Source organism: Neptuniibacter marinus, assembly GCF_965223595.1.
Lineage (GTDB): Bacteria > Pseudomonadota > Gammaproteobacteria > Pseudomonadales > Balneatricaceae > Neptuniibacter > Neptuniibacter marinus.
Map to the genome: position 1 here is coordinate 2,195,930 of NZ_OZ245004.1, position 25,836 is coordinate 2,221,765.

Here is a 25,836-nt window from a genome sequence, read left to right on the forward strand (position 1 = left end):
ACTCTTATCATCGTTATCTAGGCTGGTGGGGGCTCTAACCACACTCGCCATGTTGTTGAACCGTTAACCTGTAAATAATAGCGTCCGGGCTGCTCTAAAATATAACTATCCTCTCCGCCTCCGCCGATATGAAGGTTTTCAACAACATCGCCCTCTTCGTTATAAATAGCCATAACAAAGATAGAACCATCGCTTTGAAAGCGAATTTGAGTGGGTTCAGTGAGAGTAAATAGCTCAGTTTTGAGTGTATGCTTACCTGAGAACTGGGGCTCATTGTTACCCATTAAATCCTCAATAACTAAACTGTCATAGCAATTAAGCCGCTGATACTGATCCTCGATAATTTTACATTTATTAAAGGCTTTAGTAATAGGGTCTGCATAGAGGTGCGCACTTAAAGAGCTCGTTAAAACGAATCCTATTATTGGCGTTTGCCACTTGCTTTTCACAGGCAATCTCCTCACTCAGCGCTTTGTAATAATTTAAGGCTGTTAAACTGTTTAGCTTCTGTTTTGATCTTACAGCTTCGCTCATCTTCGGCGTTACTACAGGTAACTTGTAGACCATCGGGGTAATGGCTTAGGTTTTTACAGGAGATAAAAAACTCAATACTTCCATCAGACCGTTCAGTGCGAAGAAGGTCGTTTTTTATACAATCAGATTTCATCGCGACAAGGCGAATTACTTGATAATCCTGTACCGCAGCATGCCCCTCAATAACATAAAACGCAATCAGGATAGATAATAATTTACGCACGATTATTGGCTCCCTCAAATAATATGAAAAGAGCTTAACATTAAAGGTCTATTTTCTTGATTTTCGGGAAAAGAAAAGCACCAAAGTAGGAGTCGTTTGAACAAAACGTCAGGCATAAAAAAAGCGGCCCTTATAGGGCCGCAATAATGCAAGAAGCTAAATGAATAGCAATGGACGATAGATAACCTATCGTCCGAAAGCTTCCTATTTAGAAGAAGCCTAGAGGATTAGCGCTGTAGCTTACCAACATGTTTTTAGTCTGCTGATAATGCTCAAGCATCATCTTATGGTTTTCACGGCCTACACCTGACTTCTTGTAACCACCGAACGCAGCATGTGCTGGGTACAAGTGGTAGCAGTTCATCCAAACACGACCAGCCTGAATGCCGCGACCCATGCGGTATGCAAGATTAGTATCACGTGTCCATACACCAGCACCTAAACCAAATTCAGTATCGTTAGCAATTTCTAACGCTTCTGCTTCATCTTTAAAGGTAGTGATGGCAACAACAGGACCAAAGATCTCTTCCTGGAAGACGCGCATTTCGTTTGTGCCTTTGATTAGTGTTGGCTGGATGTAATAACCAGAACCAAATTCACCTTCCAGCTTCTCAATACCGCCACCCATAAGGATTTCAGCACCTTCTTCACGACCGATATCCATATAACCTAGGATCTTGTCGAACTGTTCTTGAGAGGCTTGTGCACCAACCATTGTTTCAGTATCAAGTGGGTTACCACGTTTAATCTGACCAGCACGTTCAATAACTTTAGCGATGAACTCATCAGCGATGTCTTCTTGTACAAGAATACGTGATGGGCAAGTACATACTTCACCTTGGTTAAAGTAAGCAAGTACCGCACCTTCGATTGCTTTGCTAACGAACTCATCTTCTTGAGCTAGCACGTCTTTGAAGAATACGTTTGGTGATTTACCACCCAACTCAGTCGTAGAAGGAATAATGTTTTCAGCTGCACACTTCATGATGTGTGAACCTACTGGCGTAGAACCAGTGAAGGCAATTTTAGCAATACGCGTACTTGTTGCTAGCGCTTGGCCTGCTTCAGCACCAAAACCGTTAACAATGTTTAGCGTACCAGCAGGAAGAAGATCACCAATGCACTCCATCAAAATAAGGATAGAAACAGGCGTTTGCTCAGCAGGCTTAAGAACAATCGTGTTACCTGCAGCTAGCGCTGGAGCGATTTTCCAAGCAGCCATTAGCAATGGGAAGTTCCAAGGAATAATCTGACCAACAACACCTAGTGGCTCATGGAAGTGGTATGCAACGGTTGTTTCATCAATTTCACCAATTGAACCTTCTTGAGCACGGATGCAACCTGCAAAATAACGGAAATGATCAGCCATTAGAGGCACGTCAGCTGCCAAGGTTTCACGTACGGCTTTACCGTTATCCCATGTTTCAGCAACAGCAAGGCGTTCTAGATTTTCTTCAATACGGTCAGCAATTTTAAGTAGAACATTTGAACGATCAGTTGTAGATGCTTTACCCCAAGCATCTTTCGCTGCTTCTGCAGAGTCAATAGCAGCATTGATATCTTCTTCAGTTGAGCGTGGAATTTCGCATATAGCTTCGCCCGTTACTGGTGAGTGGTTTGTAAAATATTGTCCATTAATGGGCGCAACCCACTGACCATTAATAAAGTTTCCATAACGTTCTTTGAAAGAAACTACAGCGCCGTCTGTACCTGGCTTTGCGTAAATCATCTTCGAAATGCCTCTTGTTTTTATCTACTGTCAGGAGTGTTGGACAGTATGGTTATTTTTACATACCCATATTAACGACCCACCAAGAAGCACAGGTATCATTCCTTGGCATCAAAAAAATACTTATTTGGTACTACTTATCGAGGCCCCTGCTTAACATATATTGACATTTAAAATAGAAATCCCATACAAAACAAAACTGTAACATACTGATAAACATGAAGTTTATTTTTTCAAACTCCATCTATATTGTACTGCAAATAATAATATCCTAATTTATGCTTTTTAGTGCTGACTTGCCGAATGTGTGTACATTAATCGTACTCAGGGCTATAAACGCTAAATTAATCCTCTTTTTTACGGCCGGAGCCAATACAGTGACGAAGGTATATACAGTAAAAAGCTGGCAAGAATTTTTGACGCTAGTCGAATCGGAAGAGCTTCGAGGCTGGGCCTTTCGTGGTCAATGCGATGCAACTTGGGATTTAGAAAGTTCACTTACTCGACGCCTAAAACAATTCGTACCTCAAGCCCGCTGGGCTGAACAAGAGGGCCGTGCTATTCGTGTCTTTAAACGTAAAGCCCATTACTTTTTACATGATACCTCTGCACTTAATGATGACTTTCGCTGTTTAGCACTTATGCAGCATCACGGCGCCCCTACACGATTACTAGATTTTACCAAATCTCCTTATGTTGCTAGTTACTTCGCTCTCCACTCCAGCACAACGACGGCTGCAGTCTATGCAGTAAACACGCCCGCACTTTGGCATGAAGCGACCCCACCAGGCTTCCCTGAGCAAACAAGGGATGCCATAGACCCTCGCAAGCATGACCTGCTGCACAAGTATTACCTGTCTAACCAATACCCCGTGGTGTGGCCTGGAGAGCCCTGGTCTATGGATCGTCGCATTGTTGCTCAAGCAGGGACTTTTATGATCCCTGGAAAGATCGATGTATCGGTTGCTGAGCTATTAACTAATTACGATTATAACGATATTATTCTTGCCAAAATCATCATACCTAATGAGATAAGGTCAGAAGCGATGGAAGCGCTCTATCGAATGAATATTAGCCATGCAACACTCTTCCCTGATTTGGATGGTTTAGCACGCTCTATATCCTATGAACTGGAAGCGAGCTGGGTTGGTTCATCAGCCAACACTCATTCAAATTAAGCGCGCAATAAACGATTAAATAAGTGAATTCAAAAAGGCTTATCGTAAAGTGTTCTTCAATTTTTTACCCTGCAGACCTATCGCAATAGATAAATGAGACGACTCTCATTACAATGCGATTACTTATATGTATTAGGTCATCACAATGTATACTCAAACGCCAGAGATAGAATCTATTAACGCATGGTCATCCCCTCTGTTCGTAACTACAAATCCGGACCACGAATTTATTAAAGAGGATTTGCTTGCGTATATCTATGAGTATCAACAGCATCAATCCCATGCAATTGATAGCCAGGTAGCAGTAACCGCTAAACATCAATTGTTTGAAAGTAAGTTAAATTTTCTTGAGACTGAGTTGCCAACTATCATTGAAGCCCGCCGGATGCTCGAAGAGCTGCTGTCTGCCGTAGTTGCCGAAGTAAATAGTGGTTGCTGGCCAGAAGGCGTTGAAGGTGAAGCAACAATAATAGAGTCATGGTTTCATGTTACAAAAGATGGTGGATATCACGACATCCACTCCCACCCAAACTGTTCATGGTGTGGCATTTATTATCTAGAATCTGGTGAGTGCGCGTTGGACGCTCGCAATGGTGTTAATCGCTTTTATGACCCAAGAATTAATGCGGATCATTATGCCGATGCTGGTACTGCTTATTTAGGCGAACAAGGCTTTTGGGACTTTGAACCCGTTGAGGGACAAATTGTTATCTTCCCCTCTTATCTTAAACACTCAGCACTGCCCTACTTTGGAAAAAAAGACAGGGTCGTTATTGCCTTTAACAGCATTATCGATTTAGTTTAACCAGAAAATAGATCTTAAGTTACCTAAACACCGGCAGGCATACCTAGTCGGTTTTTGTATCTTGATTAAGCTTCCCTCTCTAAGCATATAACAGCAATCGCTTGTATCCACAGGAAAGAAATTAGTGTTATTTATTTTCTAGTTTAGAAGCTATCCTCTGTCTTTGCTAAACTATATTCCTAATTAATATCTGTCACTTAGAGCCCAAACTTAATAAGCCTTATAAGTAAAGCTGACGACCTCATAGATTAAACAATACTTTAAAACCAAAAAAGCCAACTATATCAGTTGGCTTTTTATGCTGGGACAGGCTAAGCGCTGAAATCAACGCTTAGTCGTAATTCCGAAGAATTACTAAGGTAGTTTGAATGTCCAAACTGTGCCACCTTGGTTAAGGTGTTTAACACGTTTAGCCACTTCACCACCCCATAGAGGTACTGCACCACCCCAACCAGAAACGACAGATAGGTACTGTGAACCATCCTGTTCCCAAGTGATTGGAGAGCCTACGATGCCTGAACCTGTGTTAAATTTGTATTTAACTTCACCGTTCTTAGCGTCTAGACCAAGCAAGTAACCTTCAGGTGTACCGAAGAATACTAAGTTACCTTTAGTAGATAGCACACCACCCCATAGAGGAGAGTAGTTTTTGTAGCGCCATACTTCTTTACCCGTTTTTGGATCCATCGCACGCATAACACCAATGTAATCTTCGTTCATTGGTTTAATGGTGAAACCTGCACCTAGGTAAGCAGCGCCTTTCTTATACGCTGTTGGCTCATTCCAGATATCCATCGCCCATTCGTTTGATGGTACATAGAACAGACCTGTATCTTGGCTGTAAGAGATAGGCATCCAGTTTTTACCACCCAAGAAACCTGGGACAGCGTGTACAGAGCTACCTTTTTTGCCATCTTTAGACTCAGCAGGGTTACCTGGACGGAATGCATCATCATATATTGGACGACCGGTCTTAGGATCTAGACCTTTAGCCCAAGTAATTTCGTCTACAAATGGGAAACCACGGATGAAATCACCGTTTTCACGATTCAATACATACATAAAACCGTTACGGTCAGCTGTTGCAGCCGCTTTAACCGTTTTGCCACCTTCTTTATAGTCAAAAGAAACCAGCTCGTTTACACCATCGTAATCCCAGCCATCATGTGGAGTAGTCTGGAAATGCCATACGATTTTACCTGTATCAGGGTCAATTGCTAGACGAGAAGATGAGAACAAGTTATCACCTGGACGTAGGTGAGAGTTCCATGGTGCAGGGTTACCTGTACCGAAGAACAGTAGATCAACGTCAGCGTCGTATGTGCCGCCTAACCATGTAGCAGCACCACCGCTTTTCCATAGATCACCAGGCCATGTTTTACCTGCTTGGCCACCGGAAATGCCGTTCTCAACTTTCTTACCATCTTTCCAGATGTAGCCCATGTGGCCTTCAACGGTAGGACGAGTCCAAGCAAGTTTGCCTGTTTTAGCATCGTAAGCTTCAACTTTACCAACGATACCAAACTCACCACCAGATACACCAGTGATTACCTTGCCTTTTACAATGATTGGTGCAGCGGTAATAGAGTAACCCGCTTTGTAATCTTCAACAGTTTTCTTCCAAACAACCTTACCCGTCTTGTTGTTTAGGGCAACAAGCTTAGCGTCAAGCGTACCGAAGATAACTAGGTCATCATAAAGTGCAACACCACGGTTGATAACGTCACAGCAAGGCATGATGCCGTCAGGTAGACGTGCGTTATATTCCCATAGCTCTTCACCTGTTTTAGTGTCAACAGCGAATACACGAGAGTAAGAAGCAGTAACGTACATTACGCCATCTTTAACCATCGGCTGTGATTCTTGACCGCGCTGTTTTTCACCACCAAAAGAAAACGCCCAAACCGGACGCATATCTTTAACTGTTTCTGTATTGATTTTGTCCATTGGACTATAGCGCTGACCACGAAGGCCCATGCCGTAAGTCAACACATCACCTGTTGTCATCTGGTCGTTAAGGATATCTTTATCAGTAACACCAGCTTGAGCCGTGCCTGCAATAGCCATTGCTGCAACTAAGGCTGACAGAGTGAATTTCTTCATTGTACGCTCCTCTACGGATATTTATTATTAGCGTTCAGAGAGAGTCGGGAAAAATTCCCAATCCATGCGCTCATTGTTTTTCTTTACCGCTTTTTCAACAATTAAACAGCGGAAGTAGTTTCTTCATCCCTTAGTAGTAATACCAGAAAGACATAAAATACGAGACAATACCTAACGAAACGATTATTCTTTTTAATTCAATAAGTTAGCAGCCTTTTATGGCTGCTATATAAAGAGAACATCTTACAGAATAAATTCTAGTCGAATTTTAGGAAAGGAACAGGAGAAAGGGAAAATATCAAAAATACAGCTCTTCATACTTGGGATAAAGATGGGCAACAGTCTTAACAAACTCTGTTCGAGTCAGTTGAATCGAATCAAACTCAGCACTAATCGGCAGCCTAATTACTTCCGTCATGCTCAGCCCAGCTTTTGCTGCATCTGTTAATGTTTTATCCAACCACTGCAAATAAGACTTCATCTGCGCTAAAGGACGATGATCCATCGTAACAGGACCATGACCCGGTACAATATGCGTATATTTAAAGCTTTCAAGTCGGTCGATGTCATCCATCCAAGTCGCTAACCCTGGTGTATGCGGCGTTGTGAGTGCACGCTGATAAAATACGATATCCGACGCAAATAATACGCCTGTTTTTTCATCATAGATGACAAGATCAGCACCACTATGCCCTGAAAAAGCACTCAATTGAAAACGGTGACTGCCTAAGGTTAAATGATCAGATTCAATTACCGTGGTCGGCAGCTGAACTTCAGTGGAGCGCATCCAGTCGCCGACTAAGCGGTACATATTTTCAGCAAAGCTATCACCATCCTGTTTTATCTGCTGCTTAGTTTTAGGCAGGGACAATATTTCAATATCCTTAAAGGCCTGATTACCTAAAAAGTGATCCGGATGTTGGTGGGTATTAAAAACATATTTGATCGGTTTGTCCGTTACAGAGGCGATAACCGCCCGCATCTCTTTACCGTATTTTAATGAAGGGCCGGTATCAATAACGACAACACCATCCTCAGTAACCACGAAGCTGGTATTAACAATATTTCCTCCATTTCTATTGGAAAAATCTTCAAGCTTACCCTGCAAAACCCATGTATTGTCAGCAATTTTTTGTGGTTTCAAATCATAACTGAGAGGAGCTGCCATAAGCGGCCCTGCGACAACGAGTAAACTAGCTATAACAATCTTTTTGCTAATCATTGCGATCCCCAAAGTTTAAAGCTCTTGCTCAAATTCGTTACCACCATTATCCCTTAGCCAGATTCTGTGTTTTTTAGACGCATCTCGAACATCAAAGGTAATAACAGGATTCTCGCTCACAGGTGGTGAGAGCTCCATACGTGCTAACGGCTCACCACCCTCAGAACGAACAGAAATGGTCTCGATATAAAATTCAGGGATTGCGTCAACAAGTCCTGTATCCATCGGATGGATAACTTTGAATTTATAGCGCCCACCCTCCTCTCTTGGGAATAAGCGGCTCTTCATCTCACCTAAATGGCTTTCCCAGTATGGATCAGCGTTTGCCATGCTCGGTGTTGAGCACCCTCCGCCTGCAGCCTCCAAGTAACGCCCACCTATATGCCAAACACCATCTTTCGTCAGAACTGCCGCTCTAACTGCAGTGCTTTGCTGAACTTTTATTCTTAACGACATGCGAGGAATGATGTCGGGATGGGGGTGGTAGGTAAAGATGTGTTGAATTGGATTGAGATCTGCCCAAGAGATAATACGCTGGATATCTCCACTCAATGCGCTTGCATCAACCGTGATGGGTACTTGCGTTGGGTCTTCAGCAAACTCGGGGAGTTCGACCTTAACCTGATCATCAAACACATAAGGCTCATTACCTATGAATGTTTTACGCATGTAATCCCAAAGCGGTGACTCTAAAGGATCTGTAACCGCATAAGCAGGAAGCGATATTACAGCACTCAAAGCGAGTGCTGATATTTTCTGTTTCATCGTTTAACCTCTTAATTATTTTTATAGATGTTAAACCGCTATAAAAAAGACACTACATCATGATTAGTTAACGTCCAAATACAGCGATGGCTTTTCATAGGTTAAACCATAAGATTGGTAGATTTTAGCCATATCACCGTTGCGGACCATTTTATCAACAACCTCTTCGATAGCATAACCTAATTGGCGATAGCTAGTTTTAACCGCCATACCAATATCCCATTTCTGTTTACCCATAGAAGGATAACTGTTTGTGGCAAATTTAAAGTTAGGATCGCCAGCTTTATTAACTAACCAGTCGATCTCTGCCCGCATTGCCATAACCGCATGCACTTCACCGTTCTGCATACCCTTAAAGGCTTCTCGTGCATTTGTATAGTGGTGAGTTTTTTCGCGCATACGTCCGCCAAAAGCAGACGTTAAGTAAAAATCGGGCAGACTATCGATCTCAACACCAATCGGATGGTATTGAAAAACAGCAACCGTAGAGACGTTATCAATCTTACGACTATCGTACGTAACCTTCCAACTTTCTCGTTGGTATGGACCAAACATGACCACCATGTCGTTAATAACGGCACCGGTAGAATCTTGCATATAGGCAAATTCACGGTCATAGGGAACGCGCATCATCACATCCGCAACTTTTTTAAGCGCGAGAGCTCCTTGTTCCTCGTCCTTATCTAAATAATGTCCTTTCCAAACATTATTTCGCAAATCATCTTCGAGGTTTTCATCCGGAGTAATCCAATGGGTCTTAAAGTTAACGCCCAAGCCTTTAGCTATACGCTTACCCACTTCAACATCAACGCCCACCGCCTTTCCATCTTCAATATAAGAGTAAGGCGGAAAATCTCGATAAAAACCAACGGTCAAATAGCCACTATCTATTACGTCGTCGTAATAACGAGCTTGCGCCAGGCTGCTGAGCAGGCTGGCGCAAGTGAAAACAGTAGCACAAAATAGGCTATGTTTATTCATCAGTAGCACGAGTCTCTAAGTATGCGCGGATTGCCCATAAGGCTTCTTGACTAAGAGTATCAGCCATTTTAGGCATATAAACACGACCATCTCGTACAGCACCGTTAATTACACGGTATTTATACCATTCATCGCCTTCAATACCTGGTTCTAAATAGCGTAGGTCAGGTGCAATACCGCCAGAAATAGCATCAAGGCCGTGACAACGAGCGCAATTTTGAGTGTAAGCAGATGTACCTATCTGTACTGCAAGCTTATGGTTTTCATAGTCTGGTGTATATGGGTTGGTCTCCAACCACTCATCCCCAAGCATTTTAAGACCTGTTACATCAACGCTTTGAGGTACTACATCCCCATGCGCCATTGCTTGGCCAGACAAAACAGCCGCTAACATTCCAGCTGTAGTTAATCCCAGTATCTTTTTATTTATTGACATCTCTATTCACCACTTATTAGTTTTTATACGGTCCGCCTTGCCTGGTATTACACTGTGTCAAAAAAGACCAGGCTCTACTCTTTGCAATCATCCTAATCGCAGCTGGCGAGAATACTTATTATTAGCCAGAGTCACCCACTCCAGCCGTTATCCCTATATGATATTGCTTGTGCAAAATCAGCAAGAATTGTACTTTGGGTTTCAAAAACTAGTCCCTTGGTACCAGATCATCACACAGTAGTACTTAAGTACTATTATTATGCCTAAGCAAATAGAACCAAAGTTCTAAGACTTTAAGCCTAAATGAGAATGATTCTTCTTTGCATGAGTTATCCTTTATACCTCCTATTCAAACTAAAAATATTGAAGCTCTATTATAGGAAAAGCTCTTTTCTACAAAGCTGGCAAATCTATATTTACAGCCTCTATAACCTTTTTAACTGTAATCATCCAGCTCAGCCTTATATTTCACGCTCTTTCAGCCTACCACCCAGTAACTGAATACAAGATAAATAAAACATATAAATTTACGAGGGTGTTTCTTTATCAATAACTTATACCTTTTCGCGAAGTATTAGTTTTTCGTTTTTTATCGCGAAAATATCCCAGCATCGAAAGGCATATCTCCCTTAAGGAAGGGCTAATATCCCATATTACTTGGGCTTGATTCCGTAGCCGCGTGTCTGTCGGCAAAACTAGAATCTCAATGCTCGATTTACAAAAAAATAAAACGCTATTCGTTTACAGGGTTTATGAAAATGACAAAAATAATAGGAACGGGAATCAAGCCTCTATGTGTTGCGATCACTTTGTCGCTCGCAGCTACTACAGCAATTGCTAAACCTGTCACTTGGAATGACATTAAGAATGATGCCAACACTCCAGAAGATGTTCTTGGCTATGGTATAGGACCAAAAGCTCAGCGCTGGAGTGATTTAACTAAAATCAACGATAAAAATATAGATGCCCTTGTTCCTGCATGGTCATTCTCTTTTGGCGATGAGAAACAGCGCGGTCAAGAATCACAAGCACTTGTGCATGATGGCATTATCTATATTACAGGTTCTTATTCACGTATATTTGCCGTAGATGCTAAAACAGGTAAAAAAATCTGGTCTTACTCTTACCGCCTACCGGATGACATTCGTCCTTGTTGTGACGTAGTTAACCGTGGTGCTGCAATTTTTGGTGATCTTGTATACTTCGGTACGCTAGACGCTGCTATCGTAGCGCTTGATAAGAAAACCGGTAAAGTGAAGTGGAAGAAAAAATTCGGTGACCATACCGCAGGTTACACAATGACCGGTGCTCCTACAATCATTAAAGATCAAAAGACAGGCAAAGTTCTTTTGATTCATGGATCTTCTGGTGATGAGTTTGGTGTTGTAGGTAAATTGTTTGCACGCGACCCAATGACAGGTGAAGAGATCTGGATGCGTCCTTTCGTAGAGGGTCACTACGGCCGTCTAAATGGCAAGAAAGGCACACCTACCGGCGATCCCAAAGCACCATCTTGGCCTGATGATCCAAATTCACCAACGGGTAAAGTTGAAGCATGGAGCCATGGTGGTGGTGCCCCTTGGCAGTCAGCTAGTTTCGATATAGAAACCAATACAATTATCATTGGTGCGGGCAACCCTGCTCCTTGGAATGGTTGGGCGAGAACATCACCAGGTGGAAACCCAGCTGATTACGATAGCTTATACACATCTGGCCAGGTTGCTGTTGATCCATCTACAGGCGAAGTTAAGTGGTTCTATCAACATACACCTAACGATGCTTGGGATTTCTCCGGTAATAACGAATTAGTACTTTTTGAGTACAAAGACAACGGTAAAACAATTAAAGCAACAGGTCATGCTGACCGTAACGGTTTCTTCTATGTAGTTAACCGTGAGAATGGCGACTTCATCCGAGGTTTCCCATTTGTTGACAATATCACTTGGGCAACACATATCGATCCTAAAACGGGTCGTCCAGTAGAAGTTGAAGGTCAACGCCCTGCTCTTCCTGAAAAAGGCAAGAAAAAAGGTAAGTCTATAGAAGTATCACCTCCATTCTTGGGCGGTAAAAACTGGAACCCTATGGCTTATAGCCAAGATACTGGCCTTTTCTATCTAGGTGCTAACCACTGGAAAGAAGATTACTGGACTGAAGAAGTTCACTATAAAAAAGGTGCAGCATACTTAGGGCAAGGTTTCCGTATCCGTAAGATGTATGACGACCATGTTGGTGTGCTTCGTGCAGTTGATCCTAAAACAGGCAAAATTGCATGGACTCACAAAGAAAAATTACCATTATGGGCAGGGGTTCTTGCCACTAAGGGTAACCTTATCTTTACAGGTACAGGCGAAGGCTTCCTAAAAGCATTTGATGCTAAAACAGGTAAAGAGCTATGGAAATTCCAGACAGGTTCTGGGATTGTATCCTCGCCTGTAACTTGGACTCAGGATGGTGAGCAGTATATCGGTATCGCAAGTGGTTACGGCGGTGCTGTACCTCTATGGGGTGGCGATATGGCTGACTTAACTAAGCCTGTTTCTCAAGGTGGTTCATTCTGGGCGTTTAAACTAAAGACTAAATAAAAATTAGTTTTACGCTTTATTTAAATAGATTCTAATCTATCTATGTAGCCCTCTTTCATCACTATGATAAGAGGGCTTTTTTTTGGAGCACACATGAAATTTATTATCCCTATTGGGCTCTTATTTTGCGCATCGAATCTTTTTGCAGATGAGATGATTATCAATGGTTGTAAAATAGAACCTAAAGCACAATGTGCAAACATGGATCTATCTGGTGCTAATTTAAGGCTTGTCGACCTTCGCAACGCAGATCTAAGTGGTGCGAACCTATCGGGAGCCGACTTACGTCATGCGATCTTAAAAAATGCAAATCTAAGCAAAGCAAACTTATCAAAGGCAAATCTAGCCCGCGCAGACATGAGACATACTTCAGTTAAAGGAGCTAATCTGTCATCTGCCAACCTTGAAGCAATTAATGGTTGGACGCTTTTTGGCCAAGGTGCAAACTTTAACGACGCCAATTTATATGGCGCAAACCTAGAATTTTCTAGATTAAGTAATGCTAAATTTGAGAGAGCAGTATTACGGGCGGCTAACTTAGAAATGGCATGGATGACCAAAACTATTCTAACAGGCGCTACGTTAGAAAATGCCAACCTACAAGAAACCAAACTGAATGGCGCATCACTAGAGAATGCAATATTCACAGGCGTACAGAAACGCTATGCGTCATTCCAAGCAACATATATGGAAGGATGTGTAGATTGCCCGTTTGATTGGGCAAGGGATTAAACAATTATGGACAATGCACCGGTGCATAGAACCGGTGCACTCTGCCTTAACTGTAGTCGCTCAGACTTTAACTGACGTCTACACCAACTTTAACTACACCGGTTTCTATCGCCAAATGAACTAATTCAGCAGTAGAGCTGATCTGTAATTTACTTTTCAATATAGAGGTGTAGTTGGATACTGTTTTATTGCTGATAAATAGTTGTTCAGATATCTGCTGAACGCTACAGCCTTGAGCCAACATAACAAAAATTTCGAACTCCCTTTGTGTCATATCTTTAAGGCGCTGATCTTTCTGTTCTGGGCGAGTAACCGCTAAGCGCATAGCTAATTCATGTTCAACATATAACTGGCCTGCAGCCACTTTTTTAACCGCATCAATTAATATTTCAGGGGTGCAGCTTTTTGTAATATAGCCTTTTGCCCCAGCCTCCATTGCTTGCGCCACCACTGGTGATTCATCGTACATACTAAAAAACAAAACATTGATATTTGAATCACGCTGTAAAATACGTCGCGTAGCTTCAACTCCACTAATTCCCTGCATATTAACATCCATAATTACAATATCAGGCTTATCTGTTTGGCAAAGGTTAAATGCTTGATCACCATTACTGGCTTCTAATACATCACAAGGCGCAAGCATCGTTGATAACAAGCTTGAGTAGCCCTGACGAACTACAGCATGGTCGTCCGCGATAATTATTTTCATACTTCCTCCACCTCAATAACAGGGATCTCCATAGAAACCATACTGCCACCTTCGGCTAACTGTTTGAAATTTAAAGTACCTTGCATACAGCGCGCTCGTTCCTGCATGGATCTTAACCCTAATCCTGAACCTTTAGAGCAGTCTGCCCCGATACCATTATCACTCACGATTAACTTAAGCGAATCACTCTCCTCTTTAAGAGTTAGATCGACCAAGCTTGCTTGGGCGTGTCGCGCGATATTATTAAGCGCTTCTTGAATGATTCTATATATATGCGTGTTGTTTTCATCTGATAATGAAATAAGCGATTCTGGAAAGTGGAGGTCAACCTTTATATGGTGAGATTGGCTCCAGGTTTCAACCAGCGTCCGTATTGCATCAAGCAACCCTAATTGCTCTAAAATGACGGGATGTAGTTTACGAATTAATTGCTTAAAGCTTACATGCATCGCATCGCAATTAACCGTTATCTGTTCGCCTACAGCTGAAACCATGTCTGGATTATTTGCTGATGCTTTTATTAAATAGGCTTGAGCCCTGATACCTGTTAAATATTGCCCTAGGTCATCATGTAGCTCCCGTGCTAAGTGAGCCCGTTCCTTTTCCTGTAAACGCATCAGCTCATGAGTTAAGCGTGCATTATCTTGTTCCGCGTTCTCAAGAGCGAGAGCCATTGCGTTAAAGTGTTCAGATAAATCATTGATTTCTCTGATTGAATAGTGATCAAGCCGAGCCGTAAATCGACCCTTTTCTATATCTTTTAGCGCATTCAAAAAATCGGTTACCGGTTTAACGCCGTGCCTGACTCCAATATAGATTGCAAGATTTGATAATAGCGCACTTAATGTAAATAACACTAAAACACTTTGGACGGATTCCCACACCTCTTCAACTTCATCAGAGGTATCCGCTTGCAAACGTAACGCTCTACCATCAGATAGATACCTGAAGTATTGCTTTTCCTCTATGTGATCAAGCCCTGGTATCATGTTAAAAAACCATTCGGGCACTTCATCAGAATGATGGGGAGGCTGGTCGTTACTTGAAAGCTGTGTATTATCAACAATAGATAGATGGACATGGCGCGTTTCGCCATCAAGTAGATTTTTTAATAACTCTTCGTCTGTAACAGCGGCACTTAAAAGTTGATGGGTAAAGCTTACGCCCGCGGAAACTTCTCGAGTGATATCTTTAGTTGCTTGCTGAAGCATGCCATATACCGTCACCAAAAGGGCAAACAAAAATACGAGTGCAACAACCAAATTTAAACGCAAAACAGCTTTCATCTACATACCTAATCTAGAATATGACGAAGTTAAAGTTCCGCCAACAGCTAGTATGCAAACGTCAGTGGGTCGGGCAGTATTCCTCTATAGCAGTATTCAAACTAGCACTTAGGTACTGAATTGCACCCGCCTTTTCAGTTTAGTGGGCTATTTTGATAACACCAGCCTCGATTGCCAAGTGAACTAATTCCGCAGTGGAGCTGATTTTCAATTTACTTTTTATGGTGGTTACATAGTTTGAAATAGTCTTAATATTTAGCGATAGAGTGTCAGAAATAACTTGATTACTTTGACCTCGCGCTAACATAACAAAGACTTCAAATTCCCGCTGCGTCAACTCTCGCAAACGTTCATCGGAAATATTTTGTGAATTTAGCGCTAATTTCATAATTAACTCATATTCAATGAATATTTCACCTTTAGATATTTTTGTTACTGCTTCAACGAGGGTTTTAGGGGAGCCTGATTTAGTGATATATCCCATAGCACCAGTATCTAACGCTTGCTTAACGATAGGTGCTTCATCATACATACTAAAGAATAGCACTTTTGCATCATTATCTACTTGCAGAATACGGGTGGCCGCTTCAATGCCACTAATACCTGGCAAGTTAATATCCATAATTACAATGTCTGGCAGCTCCTTCTGATAGAGTTCGCAGGCCTCTTCTCCACACGCCGCTTCAACGATTTCGCAATCCTTAATAACCGTCGGAAGAACACTTGCGTATCCTTGTCGCACAACCGAGTGGTCATCAGTAATTAGGATTTTCATGAAGTCTCCAGATAGGAAAAATAATATCCCCCATCCTACCATGAAAAACAGGCTATTTTACCTATCTGTGAAGGGTAAACTAAGATAAAAATACTCGCCTGAATCTTTAGGCGAGTATTTTGCTATAAACAACAACTAAGGCGTTATTATTTAACGTTAAATACGCCTTCCATTCCTTTCTCTTCTAGGCCTTCAGCGTAAAATTCGAAGCTGCCTGGTTTTACAGGAACGAAGTAAATTTCCGCCTCTGCTTCCTGTTCAAATTCAAGCTCAGTAACACTCATAGTTTTTATTTCCATATCTCCAGCTTCAAGTTTACGCAGGAAAATAGAAGCAAAAAAATCTGGCGCCTGCAGGGCGTATTCTGTTTGGCCACTAGAAACTATTTTTAGTTTGTAAGCTTTGCCCGTTTCAAGCTGATACTCTTTTTGTGATAGCTCATAACGGTTGTCTTCAGTTCCTAAAACAAGATCTGGCAGTTTCGTTGGCCTAGTTGTTAAATCACCTTTTGCCATTGCAGACATACTTGAAAGAGTTAAAGCCGCAGCCAACGTTCCCATAGTAAATGTTTTTATAAAATTCATTTTGTACCTCAAGCATTAAGAGTGTTTAATTATTGTGTTTAATTATTGTGTTTAATTATTATGTTTTACTATGCTAAAGATCACTCTGGGCAAAAGAATGCTACTTCGGTACTAATTGTTTTCTACTTTATTCATATTCCGAGTTCACAGATTCCCGCCTATGCTGGGATAAATACACTAACGGTAAGCTTGTATAACTATTATGTTTTCTAATTATATAAAAAGAAAAAACGCATTAGCGATAACAATGGCAGCTCTATTAGGTAGCAGCAATGCTTATTCTGAGATAGAGGTTAATATTAGTTATTTACAACAGGAGATTGATCAAGGTCCCGTTTTATCTAATATCCTGCCCGAACCTGAAGATGCGGGCTTACAAGGTGCAAAACTGGCAATTCAGGATAGCAATACAACAGGCCGCTTCCTAAAACATAAATACCAGTTACAAGATGCTATCAGTGATGACCCTCAAGTCTTGCTTGATAAGGCAAAGGCACAATATGAAGAAGGAATTAGATATTTTGTTATCAATGCCGATGAGCAAACCGTTAGGAAATTCACAGACTCACTCGGGAAAGATGCACTTATTTTTAATGCGGGATCAAGTTCAAATACCCTAAGGCGACAGGTTTGCCAGCCGAATCTTTTTCATACGATGCCTAGTAGAGCAATGCTAACTGACGCCTTAGCGCAGTGGCTTAAAGCAAAACGATTACAAAAAATCTTTATGATTACCGGTTCAACTACCGATGATAAAGCCTATAGCAACTCATTTAAACGCTCAGCAAAACGTTTTGGCTTATCAATTGTAGAAGAGAAAAATTGGAGTTTTGATACAGATTTGCGCCGAACAGCGCAATCGGAGATGCCTTTATTTACTCAGCATCGTGATTATGATGTTGTTTTTGTAGCTGATGAGCGTGGTGATTTTGGGGAGTATGTACTTTACAACACATGGCTACCTAGACCCGTAGTGGGCACTCAGGGGCTGACCCCTGTCGCTTGGCACCGAGTAGTAGAGCAATATGGCGCCGCACAATTACAAAGCCGCTTTCAAAAAAGCGCCAATCGCTGGATGAATAGCAAAGATTATTCCGCATGGGCGGCGGTCCGTACAGTGGCCGAGGCGGTAACACGGACGCAAACAAATGATGCAACTACGAATCACGGATATATCACTTCTGATAATTTCCAGTTAGCTGGATTTAAAGGCCGTAAGCTTGACTTTCGCAGCTGGAATGGACAACTTAGACAGACTATTCCATTAGTTCACCCTCGTTCGCTGGTATCTTCCTCGCCTCAAGAAGGCTTTTTACACCCCACGAATGAGCTCGATACATTAGGGTTTGATCAAAAAGAAACTGACTGCACTGAAACACGCAAATAAAAAAATTGGAATAATTATGAATTTTAAAAGAACACTTACTGCATTAGCTGTTGGTAGCTTGCTAGCCTCTTCCGCACTTTATGCAGAAACGGCTTATGTCTCCAATGAGAAAGATGACACTATCTCAATCATTGATTTAGATACGATGACTGTCACTGACACAATCGATGTTGGTGAGCGCCCTCGCGGAATAATACTTTCTAAAGATAATTCTAAACTTTATATCTGTGCATCTGATTCAGACACTGTGCAAGTGATGGACCTTGCCACCAATCAGATTATAAAAGAGTTACCTTCAGGTGAAGATCCTGAACAGTTTGCTCTTCACCCAAACAATCGTCATCTATATATTTCAAACGAAGATGACGCCCTAGTTACTATAGTTGACACTGAAACAAGTGAAGTGCTTGCACAGATTGATGTAGGTGTTGAACCTGAAGGTATGGCTGTCAGCCCTGATGGAACAATGGCGGTTAACACAAGTGAAACCACTAATATGGTTCACTGGATTGATACAGTAAAACACGAATTAATAGACAATACTTTGGTTGATCAACGCCCACGTCATGTTGAATTCAGTAAAGACAGCAAAGTCTTATGGGCAAGTGCCGAAATAGGTGCCACAGTTTCCGTTATTGATACCACTTCGCGTAAAATAATTAAAAAAATCACTTTTGAGATTAAAGGTGTTCATAGAGACAAAGTGCAGCCCGTTGGTGTTAAGCTTTCAGACGATGGACGTTATGCTTTCGTTGCTTTAGGACCTGCCAACCATGTGGCCGTTGTTAACGCTAAAACCTATGAGGTTGAGGACTATATCTTAGTTGGCCGTCGAGTATGGCATATGGAGTTTAACCAAGATCAAAGCCTTCTGCTTGCGACAAACGGTATCAGCGGTGACGTATCAGTCATTGATGTTAGTAAAATGAAAGCGATTAAGAGCATTAAGGTGGGACGGTACCCCTGGGGTGTTGCAATTAAACCATAATTTTTAAATGAGGCCTCCAATTGGAGGCCTCAACTTATTTAGGAATAGTATGACAATTTCAGTCGAGTCGCTTAGCTTCAGTTATGGCCCAAAACAAGCACTACAAGATGTTGACTTCCTGCTTGATAAGGGTGTATTTCATGCTCTAATTGGGCCTAACGGGGCCGGAAAATCCACTTTATTCGCCCTATTGACTCGTCTCTACGAGTTACAAGGAGGTAATATTTATATCGATGGGCAAAGTATCAAAGAGCAGCCTGCTAGTGCTATGAAACGGATTGGCGTCGTCTTTCAGCAAAGCACCCTCGATTTAGACCTCACTGTAACTCAAAACCTGCTGTACCATGCATCACTACACGGGATTCCTTCCAAAGAAGCACAAAAACAGATTGATAATGAGCTTGATCGCATGGAAATGAAAACACGGGCTAACGAAAAAGTTAGAGGGCTTAACGGAGGGCACCGTAGACGTGTTGAGATTGCAAGAGCTTTACTTCATAAACCCGACATTTTGCTATTAGACGAACCAACCGTTGGTTTAGATCCTCAAACACGAAGAGGACTTAATCGACATGTTCGTAAACTATGTGATGATGAAAATATTACAGTTTTATGGGCCACACATCTAATGGAGGAGATAGACCTTAATGATCCTATCATTCTCTTGCATAAAGGCAGTATCTTGTTAGATTCAGTCGCGAGTACAATGATTGAAAAATCGGGCGAGCAAAACCTAACCGATGCCTTCCATAAATTAACAGACAGTGAGTCCTTTGGAGGTGCCCAATGAACATTTCTGCATCATGGTACTGCTTCAAAGGAATATTAATACGTGAATTTTTGCGTTTTGTGCAACAACGCTCCCGCTTTTTAAGCGCATTAATTAGACCTCTGCTTTGGCTTATCGTATTTGCGGCAGGCTTTAGAGCGGCATTAGGTATCGCTATTATCGATCCTTATGAGACCTACATCACCTATGAAACCTACATAGCACCAGGCTTATGTTGCATGATCTTACTGTTTAACGGCATGCAAAGCAGTCTGTCGATGGTGTATGACAGAGAGATGGGGAGTATGCGAGTGCTACTGATGAGCCCTCTTCCTAGACCTTACTTATTGCTATGTAAAATGGTTTCAACAGCCCTTATATCTCTAACACAGGTTTATGCTTTTCTCTTGATCGCATTGCTTGTTGATGTAGAGCCCCCATTGCTAGGTTACTTAACAGTATTGCCAGCCCTTTTACTGGTCGCCCTTTTACTAAGTTCATTAGGTCTATTTCTTTCGACTAGAATTAGACAACTTGAAAACTTTGCTGGCGTGATGAATTTTGTAATCTTTCCAATGTTTTTCCTATCCTCAGCACTTTATCCCTTATGGAAAATGCAGGAAGCGAGCGAATGGTTATATTGGATCTGTGCGGTTAACCCCTTTACTCATGCAGTAGAACTAGTTAGATACGCGTTATATCTAAAACTGAATACTGATGCGATGTTTATTACTGCAGGATGTACTTTGTTTTTTGCAGTACTGGCGGTAACTGGATTTAACCCTCAGAAATCTGGTAAGTAAGCGTTAAATAAAGCCTGATTAAATATCAGGCTTTATTTTTTTAAGTCGTCTTAAACTGAGCAGCCCCAATAAAGGACCCGGTGCAAGTAACAACATAACCCACTCAATAGGAAAACTATCCAATAACATGGCTGTTATTTGTGTCGCTATAATCGTGATGGTAAAGCCTATTGCGTTAATCATAGTTAACGCACTACCAACAACCGCATTAGGTGCTGTTCGAGCGGATAAAGCGGAAAATTGAGGCGAATCAGCCACAACGGTCACCCCCCAGATAGTCCAAAATATGACCACCGCAACAAATGGAAGCTCAAAAATAAATGGCGAAAGCAAACAGCAAACGCCTGAACAAAACAGCATAAACCTAGCAACATGCCAGCTTCCTAGTTTTAGCGAAATATGCCCGCCTAACATGCATCCTAAACCACCGACACCAATCACATAGAAAGACCAAAATGGGATATTAAGATCAACCTCGTTCTGTCCTGCCCAAGCAATAAACCAATACGGAGCCAAAGCTAACACCGCATAAAGCTCCCACATATGGCCAAAGTAGCCCCCGGCTGCCGCTTGCAAAGGTTTATCTTTCATAGCGACCCACAGATGTCTAAACCTTAGAGCACCGCCTTTATGTAAAGCTGGGCCGTCAGGAACAAACAACAATACCAATAAACCGCCAATAACAGAGCAAGCACTGGTCAAGTAGATAACCGACTGCCAGTCATTAAACTCAAAAGAGGCAAAGAGGTGACCCGAGGATGTACCTAACGCTAAAGCACCAACGAGGTAGCCCAATGCTAAGCCTAAACCTTCAGGGTACCAACCTGTAGCGATCTTCATACCAACAGGATAGACCCCTGCTAACATCATCCCGCCAAAAAAACGCAATAACAAAACCTGATTAAGGCTATCAGCCCAAAAAGCTATTTGAAGGTTAAAGAAAGCCGTGCCTACAGCACAGATAAAAAACAGAACGCGGGGCGATATACGATCAGCCAATGCGAGGAAAGCAAAAAGGAGTGCCCCGACAATAAAGCCAAGCTGAACGGAGTTTGTTAGCTCAGCCACCGCACTATTGGGGAGTGACCATTCAGCTTGTAATACAGGTAAAATTGCATTGCCCGCAAACCATGTTGATGTCCCCAAAAGCTGGGCAATAACAATGGCGAGAAGTATATGACGAGGTCTATCATTCATTATGTTTTTATTCTTATATATCATCAAGTTGCCCGCACAACTTAATGTTTCAATAACATCTCAAGTTCTTGACGGGATACTGCATCAATCCTACTGTTATAAATCACTTGAGCCGGCGAATTACCTAAGACAGAAACACTATCACTAAGTTCAAGCGCTTCCTCTAAATCATGCGTAACATAAAGCATACTACGAGTTGGATGATCACAAACCAAGCGTTTTATCAGGACACGCATTTCACGTGCGGTAGGAAGGTCAAGTGAGGTCAGAGGTTCATCCATCAACACCAACTCAGGCTCGAGTAATAAGCACCTAACCAGAGCGACCCTACGCGCCATACCTAAAGAAATTTTAGACGGATAATAATCCACATAGTCTTGAAGTTTGACCTCCTCTAATAGCTTGAGAACGATCTCTTCGTTGGGCTCAACCAACAGTAAGTTCTGCATAATCGTTCGCCAAGGCAAAAGGCGGGGTTGCTGAAATAGATAGCCTATTTCAGGTTTATGAGGCAACCAGTAATTAGCCCGCCGCGTTTCACCACCTATGGCTTCAACATTCTCTTGCTCTAAACCTGCCATTAAATTAAGTAAGGTCGTTTTACCACTACCTGATGGCCCTAAAAGGCAATGCGTTTCCCCTGAATTTACCTTGATATTTAAAGCAGACAAGATCTGCCTTTGGGACAAGGTTAGCCCCTCTACATGAAACTCAAACATGGCTACTACCCTTCTGCCAACGGGACGCCTTTCTATCTAAAGGCTGTAAAATAAACCATTCAATTAACTGAACAACAGAGATAAAAGCTAAGCTATAAGCCAATATAGTAGCAACATCAAATGACTGAAAAGCTAAATGTAATTGAAAGCCTACTCCATTAGAACGCCCTAGCAGCTCGACTACCAAGACAATCTTCCAGATAAGGGCAAGACCGCTTCGTGTTGCTATCATGATGTATGGGAACAGCTGAGGCCACCAGATATGGACTAGCTTTTGCTGGACGCTAAATTTATACATAACTGACATCTCTTCCAACTCGTGGTCAAACATGCGCCCTCCTTCTCGGAGAGTAACTGCAACATTAGGTAACTTGTTAATAATCACGGCTGCAACTGCGGCAACCTCAACAAGACCAAACCAGATATAAAGCAAAATAATGACAACAAGTGCTGGAATGTTTAACAGAATAATTAAAATAGGATCGAGAATACGGTTAACAAAACGAAAGCGGCCCATTAAAACACCAACAATGCCACCCAGTAGCATCGCGAAGACAAAGCTAATTACGACGCGTTGCAAAGTCACTAATAAGCTTTCAACTAAACGCTGCTCTCTAAACTCTTTACTTAATGCTTCAAATACCTCTAAAGGTGCAGGTAAAAGAGGGCTAGATACAAATGAGGCGACTAGCCACCACCCCGCCAACAAACAAGTAAGGGCAATGACCTGGTCGCTTAATCGACTGCTTTTCATTACAACCCCTTATAAAAAAGTTCAGGATTGAGCTGGGTGCCTGAGGGATATGGTTTAAGCTCATCAATCATCTGATAAAAGTTCACAGCATCCTCAATCTGTTCTTGCGTAATATCGCTAGGGATACCGGCTCGATAACCTGCAACAAGTCCCTGATAGATAGCATCATTCTCTACTTTCATTAAAGGTCGAAGCGCTGTCCATGCTTCATCATCCATAGCCAGTTGCGCTTTTGCCTGCTTAACTGCCCGATAAAAACCCGCAACCAATGTCGGGTGCTGATCTTCAAAAGATTGATTAAAGAGGTAACCCAGCATAGGAATATCACTGGTTAATCCTAACCCTTTCATAACGTCCTTAAGGCTATATAACTTACTATACCCCTCCGCTTCCAATCGAGCGCCATAATGCCAAAATGTTGCAAGCATATCTAACTGACCACTTCTCAGTGCCTGATTTAGCAGTGGGGGCGCTCCGAACTGTATTTTTACATCATTCTGAAGGTCGATCCCCTCTTTCTTTGCCGCCGCACGTAGTAGTACCCAGCCTTTATTCAATGGCCCTCCTGCAATGCCAACCCGCTTACCTTTTAAATCTGAAAAATTGAGAATTTTGCTGTCTTTTGCAGCGATAATGCTACCTATTTGTTGAGAAAATGGGATAAACCTCAGATTAGCTCCTTTCATATTTCGCTCAGTAACCCACAACCAATCAGAAACGATAAAGTCTGCATTACCTGAAGTGATTGCGATTCTCGCAGCTGATAAGCTGGCAACAGGATCAATAACGAGATTGAAGCCATTGCTATGATCAAGTTGCATATTTTTGAGATGTTGTAATTCCCAATTAACAGTACCGGAAGAGATGACAGTGACGTGAACCGTCGGTAACGGCTCCTTTGCTGCTAGATGTGTTGTAAAAATAATTAAAATACTAGAGAGGATTAGCTGGAAAGAAATTCGCATGAAATGCCTGTGATTCTGAATAAAGTAGATGCTAAAAAGCCCTTAACCAACATATGCTGCTAGGCTGTGTGTAAAAATAGTACTTTCGTACCTGTTTTTTTGCTCGATGGTAGGATTTTGACCAAGACTTTCGCAGGTTGTAATAGAGGCATAGAAAGAATGACAGGTAATTGACTATTTTATTACTCCGATTGTGCTTAGTAACTCTATTTATGTTGGGATCAACGATCGCTGTCGCTGCGACAAATTTTGATGCCTATGTGGAAGAGAGTGATGATGACTTTGGACTATTTAATGTAGATGGTTATCGGCTGTTTCGATATCGAAGCCCAACTCCCAAAAGCAGTGAACATGCAGAGACCTTAACGCTATCAACATTATTAGCCTTACTTGAGAAAGACAAAAATGTTGTTTTATTGGATGTTCAACCTCTCTTATGGAACCGCGTCTTTATCCAAAAAGAGCCTAGACTACATATTCCCGGTAGCCTCTGGCTGCCAAACGTAGGACGTGGAGAGTTAGAACCTGAGTGGGAAGAATATTTCCGCTCGAACCTAACGAAAATTACAGCAGGAAACAAGCAGCGCCCTATCGTCATATACTGCAGAGCTGATTGTTGGATGTCATGGAATGCCCTAAAACGCGCATCCTCATGGGGTTATAGCAGGTTATATTGGTATAGAAACGGATCTGATGGTTGGATTGAAAATAATATGGAAACCGCAGTTGCTCAACCGATTCCGCTACAAGATGACCATTAACACCAGTTATTGAATAATAAATTGAAACTATACAACAAAGTTGTAACATAACTTGAAAATTACCCTTACAGTGTTGGTATGCAAGAACAGAAAGCCCAAGATGACCTATAACACTGATTTCGGTGTGTATAATAAATATAATGAGATTGGAGAAGCATTGTGTACAAGATCCTAATCGCAGACGACCACCCGCTATTTCGTGAAGCTATCATTAATGTAATAGCAAATAGCTTTGACGACTGCAAAACACTCGAAACAGAAGATCTTGAGAGCGCGTTGGAGATTGCACAAGGAGAAGAAGATCTCGACTTAATTTTACTAGACCTCAATATGCCGGGCATGAATGGCTTGAATGGTTTAATAACATTAAGAAATGATCTGCCTACTGTTCCAGTCGTTATTGTTTCGGCAGAAGAAGATAAGCAGATCGTACTTCAAGCGATTACTTATGGTGCAGTTGGATTTATCACTAAATCATCGCCTCGTGAGCAGATGACAGATGCTTTACGACAGATTCTTGCCGGCAATGTATACCTCCCATCTGATATTATTCGAGCAAGTCAGCCTGATAATAAAAGGATGCACCGCAAAGATGACAACCAGATCCCTCCAGAACTGCTCTCATCTTTAACCCGTCGTCAGCTTTTAGTTCTTGAACGCATGTCAAAAGGCGAATCAAATAAACAGATTGCTTACAATTTGAATATTGCTGAAACAACCGTAAAAGCACATGTCTCCGCTATTTTGCGTAAACTCGGTGTTCATAACCGCATCCAAGCAGTGCTATCTGCTGGTAATATTGATTTTAACGAGTATTTAAAACGTTAATCCTAAACAAATTTT

26 protein-coding genes are annotated in these 25,836 nt (G+C 41.9%); 10 read left to right on the top strand and 16 right to left on the bottom strand.

Features of this window, described 5'->3' with window-relative positions:
* Window positions 1-17: 17 nt before the first annotated feature.
* The 3 genes from ACOQOE_RS10325 to ACOQOE_RS10335 form a co-directional block, all read right to left on the bottom strand.
* The gene (locus ACOQOE_RS10325) at window positions 18-449 is read right to left on the bottom strand and encodes a hypothetical protein (protein WP_067864657.1); all 432 of its coding nucleotides are present in this window, start codon (window positions 447-449) and stop codon (window positions 18-20) included.
* Between the two features lie 11 nt (window positions 450-460).
* Window positions 461-757: a hypothetical protein gene (locus ACOQOE_RS10330; RefSeq protein ID WP_067864655.1), complete on the bottom strand. Its 297-nt coding sequence runs from the start codon at window positions 755-757 to the stop codon at window positions 461-463.
* 208 nt (window positions 758-965) lie between these two features.
* Window positions 966-2,486, bottom strand: a complete 1,521-nt coding sequence (locus tag ACOQOE_RS10335) for an aldehyde dehydrogenase family protein (RefSeq protein WP_067864652.1) — start codon at window positions 2,484-2,486, stop codon at window positions 966-968.
* Window positions 2,487-2,863: 377 nt separating this feature from the next.
* On the opposite strand from ACOQOE_RS10335, the gene ACOQOE_RS10340 reads away from it, so the two are divergent.
* Together ACOQOE_RS10340 and ACOQOE_RS10345 are read left to right on the top strand one after the other, a co-directional pair.
* Window positions 2,864-3,664: an FRG domain-containing protein gene (locus ACOQOE_RS10340; RefSeq protein WP_067864649.1), complete on the top strand. Its 801-nt coding sequence runs from the start codon at window positions 2,864-2,866 to the stop codon at window positions 3,662-3,664.
* Window positions 3,665-3,809: 145 nt separating this feature from the next.
* On the top strand, window positions 3,810-4,469 hold the full coding sequence (locus tag ACOQOE_RS10345) for a putative 2OG-Fe(II) oxygenase (protein ID WP_420553932.1): 660 nt from the start codon (window positions 3,810-3,812) through the stop codon (window positions 4,467-4,469).
* A gap of 354 nt (window positions 4,470-4,823) precedes the next feature.
* Here the strand turns inward: ACOQOE_RS10345 and ACOQOE_RS10350 are convergent, their stop codons facing one another.
* The 5 genes from ACOQOE_RS10350 to pedF form a co-directional block, all read right to left on the bottom strand.
* Window positions 4,824-6,572: a PQQ-dependent methanol/ethanol family dehydrogenase gene (locus ACOQOE_RS10350; protein WP_420553933.1), complete on the bottom strand. Its 1,749-nt coding sequence runs from the start codon at window positions 6,570-6,572 to the stop codon at window positions 4,824-4,826.
* Window positions 6,573-6,870: 298 nt separating this feature from the next.
* Window positions 6,871-7,794, bottom strand: a complete 924-nt coding sequence (locus ACOQOE_RS10355) for a quinoprotein relay system zinc metallohydrolase 1 (protein WP_067864640.1) — start codon at window positions 7,792-7,794, stop codon at window positions 6,871-6,873.
* A 15-nt stretch (window positions 7,795-7,809) separates the two neighbouring features.
* On the bottom strand, window positions 7,810-8,559 hold the full coding sequence (locus ACOQOE_RS10360; protein WP_067864637.1) for a quinoprotein dehydrogenase-associated SoxYZ-like carrier: 750 nt from the start codon (window positions 8,557-8,559) through the stop codon (window positions 7,810-7,812).
* Window positions 8,560-8,622: 63 nt separating this feature from the next.
* Window positions 8,623-9,540 (bottom strand): substrate-binding periplasmic protein, encoded by a 918-nt coding sequence (locus ACOQOE_RS10365; protein WP_420553934.1) that lies wholly within the window; start codon window positions 9,538-9,540, stop codon window positions 8,623-8,625.
* Complete coding sequence (pedF, locus tag ACOQOE_RS10370) at window positions 9,533-9,976, bottom strand: cytochrome c-550 PedF (protein ID WP_420553935.1); 444 nt, start codon at window positions 9,974-9,976, stop codon at window positions 9,533-9,535. The genes ACOQOE_RS10365 and pedF overlap by 8 nt, the downstream gene beginning before the upstream one ends.
* A gap of 758 nt (window positions 9,977-10,734) precedes the next feature.
* Here pedF and ACOQOE_RS10375 point away from each other — a divergent pair.
* On the top strand, window positions 10,735-12,561 hold the full coding sequence (locus ACOQOE_RS10375) for a PQQ-dependent methanol/ethanol family dehydrogenase (RefSeq protein ID WP_420553936.1): 1,827 nt from the start codon (window positions 10,735-10,737) through the stop codon (window positions 12,559-12,561).
* A gap of 93 nt (window positions 12,562-12,654) precedes the next feature.
* Window positions 12,655-13,293, top strand: a complete 639-nt coding sequence (locus ACOQOE_RS10380) for a pentapeptide repeat-containing protein (RefSeq protein ID WP_420553937.1) — start codon at window positions 12,655-12,657, stop codon at window positions 13,291-13,293.
* Between the two features lie 67 nt (window positions 13,294-13,360).
* Here ACOQOE_RS10380 and ACOQOE_RS10385 read toward each other — a convergent pair whose 3' ends face one another.
* The 4 genes from ACOQOE_RS10385 to ACOQOE_RS10400 form a co-directional block, all read right to left on the bottom strand.
* Window positions 13,361-14,005, bottom strand: coding sequence for a response regulator transcription factor (locus tag ACOQOE_RS10385; protein WP_067864624.1), 645 nt, complete (start codon window positions 14,003-14,005; stop codon window positions 13,361-13,363).
* Window positions 14,002-15,291 (bottom strand): histidine kinase, encoded by a 1,290-nt coding sequence (locus ACOQOE_RS10390; protein WP_420553938.1) that lies wholly within the window; start codon window positions 15,289-15,291, stop codon window positions 14,002-14,004. The genes ACOQOE_RS10385 and ACOQOE_RS10390 overlap by 4 nt, the downstream gene beginning before the upstream one ends.
* Window positions 15,292-15,430: 139 nt before the next feature.
* Window positions 15,431-16,066 (bottom strand): response regulator transcription factor, encoded by a 636-nt coding sequence (locus ACOQOE_RS10395; protein WP_067864618.1) that lies wholly within the window; start codon window positions 16,064-16,066, stop codon window positions 15,431-15,433.
* 146 nt (window positions 16,067-16,212) lie between these two features.
* The gene (locus ACOQOE_RS10400) at window positions 16,213-16,650 is read right to left on the bottom strand and encodes a copper-binding protein (protein ID WP_067864616.1); all 438 of its coding nucleotides are present in this window, start codon (window positions 16,648-16,650) and stop codon (window positions 16,213-16,215) included.
* Between the two features lie 247 nt (window positions 16,651-16,897).
* Between ACOQOE_RS10400 and ACOQOE_RS10405 the strand changes: the two genes are divergently transcribed.
* The 4 genes from ACOQOE_RS10405 to ACOQOE_RS10420 are packed head-to-tail and all read left to right on the top strand — an operon-like array spanning window position 16,898 to window position 20,597.
* Window positions 16,898-18,037 (top strand): ABC transporter substrate-binding protein, encoded by a 1,140-nt coding sequence (locus ACOQOE_RS10405; RefSeq protein ID WP_197468014.1) that lies wholly within the window; start codon window positions 16,898-16,900, stop codon window positions 18,035-18,037.
* A 16-nt stretch (window positions 18,038-18,053) separates the two neighbouring features.
* On the top strand, window positions 18,054-19,025 hold the full coding sequence (locus ACOQOE_RS10410; RefSeq protein ID WP_067864610.1) for a YVTN family beta-propeller repeat protein: 972 nt from the start codon (window positions 18,054-18,056) through the stop codon (window positions 19,023-19,025).
* A 49-nt stretch (window positions 19,026-19,074) separates the two neighbouring features.
* Window positions 19,075-19,815 (top strand): ABC transporter ATP-binding protein, encoded by a 741-nt coding sequence (locus ACOQOE_RS10415; RefSeq protein ID WP_420553939.1) that lies wholly within the window; start codon window positions 19,075-19,077, stop codon window positions 19,813-19,815.
* Complete coding sequence (locus ACOQOE_RS10420) at window positions 19,812-20,597, top strand: ABC transporter permease (RefSeq protein WP_420553940.1); 786 nt, start codon at window positions 19,812-19,814, stop codon at window positions 20,595-20,597. Before ACOQOE_RS10415 ends, ACOQOE_RS10420 begins: the two co-directional genes overlap by 4 nt.
* Before the next feature lie 18 nt (window positions 20,598-20,615).
* On the opposite strand, the gene ACOQOE_RS10425 is transcribed toward ACOQOE_RS10420, so the two are convergent.
* The 4 genes from ACOQOE_RS10425 to ACOQOE_RS10440 are packed head-to-tail and all read right to left on the bottom strand — an operon-like array spanning window position 20,616 to window position 24,232.
* Window positions 20,616-21,794, bottom strand: a complete 1,179-nt coding sequence (locus ACOQOE_RS10425) for an MFS transporter (RefSeq protein ID WP_067864604.1) — start codon at window positions 21,792-21,794, stop codon at window positions 20,616-20,618.
* A gap of 41 nt (window positions 21,795-21,835) precedes the next feature.
* Entirely contained in the window at window positions 21,836-22,513 is a 678-nt protein-coding gene (locus ACOQOE_RS10430) for an ABC transporter ATP-binding protein (protein ID WP_067864602.1), read from the bottom strand.
* Window positions 22,506-23,267 (bottom strand): ABC transporter permease, encoded by a 762-nt coding sequence (locus tag ACOQOE_RS10435; protein ID WP_067864599.1) that lies wholly within the window; start codon window positions 23,265-23,267, stop codon window positions 22,506-22,508. Before ACOQOE_RS10435 ends, ACOQOE_RS10430 begins: the two co-directional genes overlap by 8 nt.
* A complete protein-coding gene (locus ACOQOE_RS10440; RefSeq protein ID WP_420553941.1) occupies window positions 23,267-24,232 on the bottom strand; it encodes an ABC transporter substrate-binding protein in 966 nt (321 codons plus the stop codon). The genes ACOQOE_RS10435 and ACOQOE_RS10440 overlap by 1 nt, the downstream gene beginning before the upstream one ends.
* Window positions 24,233-24,444: 212 nt before the next feature.
* Between ACOQOE_RS10440 and ACOQOE_RS10445 the strand changes: the two genes are divergently transcribed.
* Window positions 24,445-24,993, top strand: a complete 549-nt coding sequence (locus ACOQOE_RS10445) for a rhodanese-like domain-containing protein (RefSeq protein ID WP_067864590.1) — start codon at window positions 24,445-24,447, stop codon at window positions 24,991-24,993.
* A gap of 159 nt (window positions 24,994-25,152) precedes the next feature.
* Complete coding sequence (locus ACOQOE_RS10450; RefSeq protein WP_067864586.1) at window positions 25,153-25,821, top strand: response regulator; 669 nt, start codon at window positions 25,153-25,155, stop codon at window positions 25,819-25,821.
* Window positions 25,822-25,836: the final 15 nt, after the last annotated feature.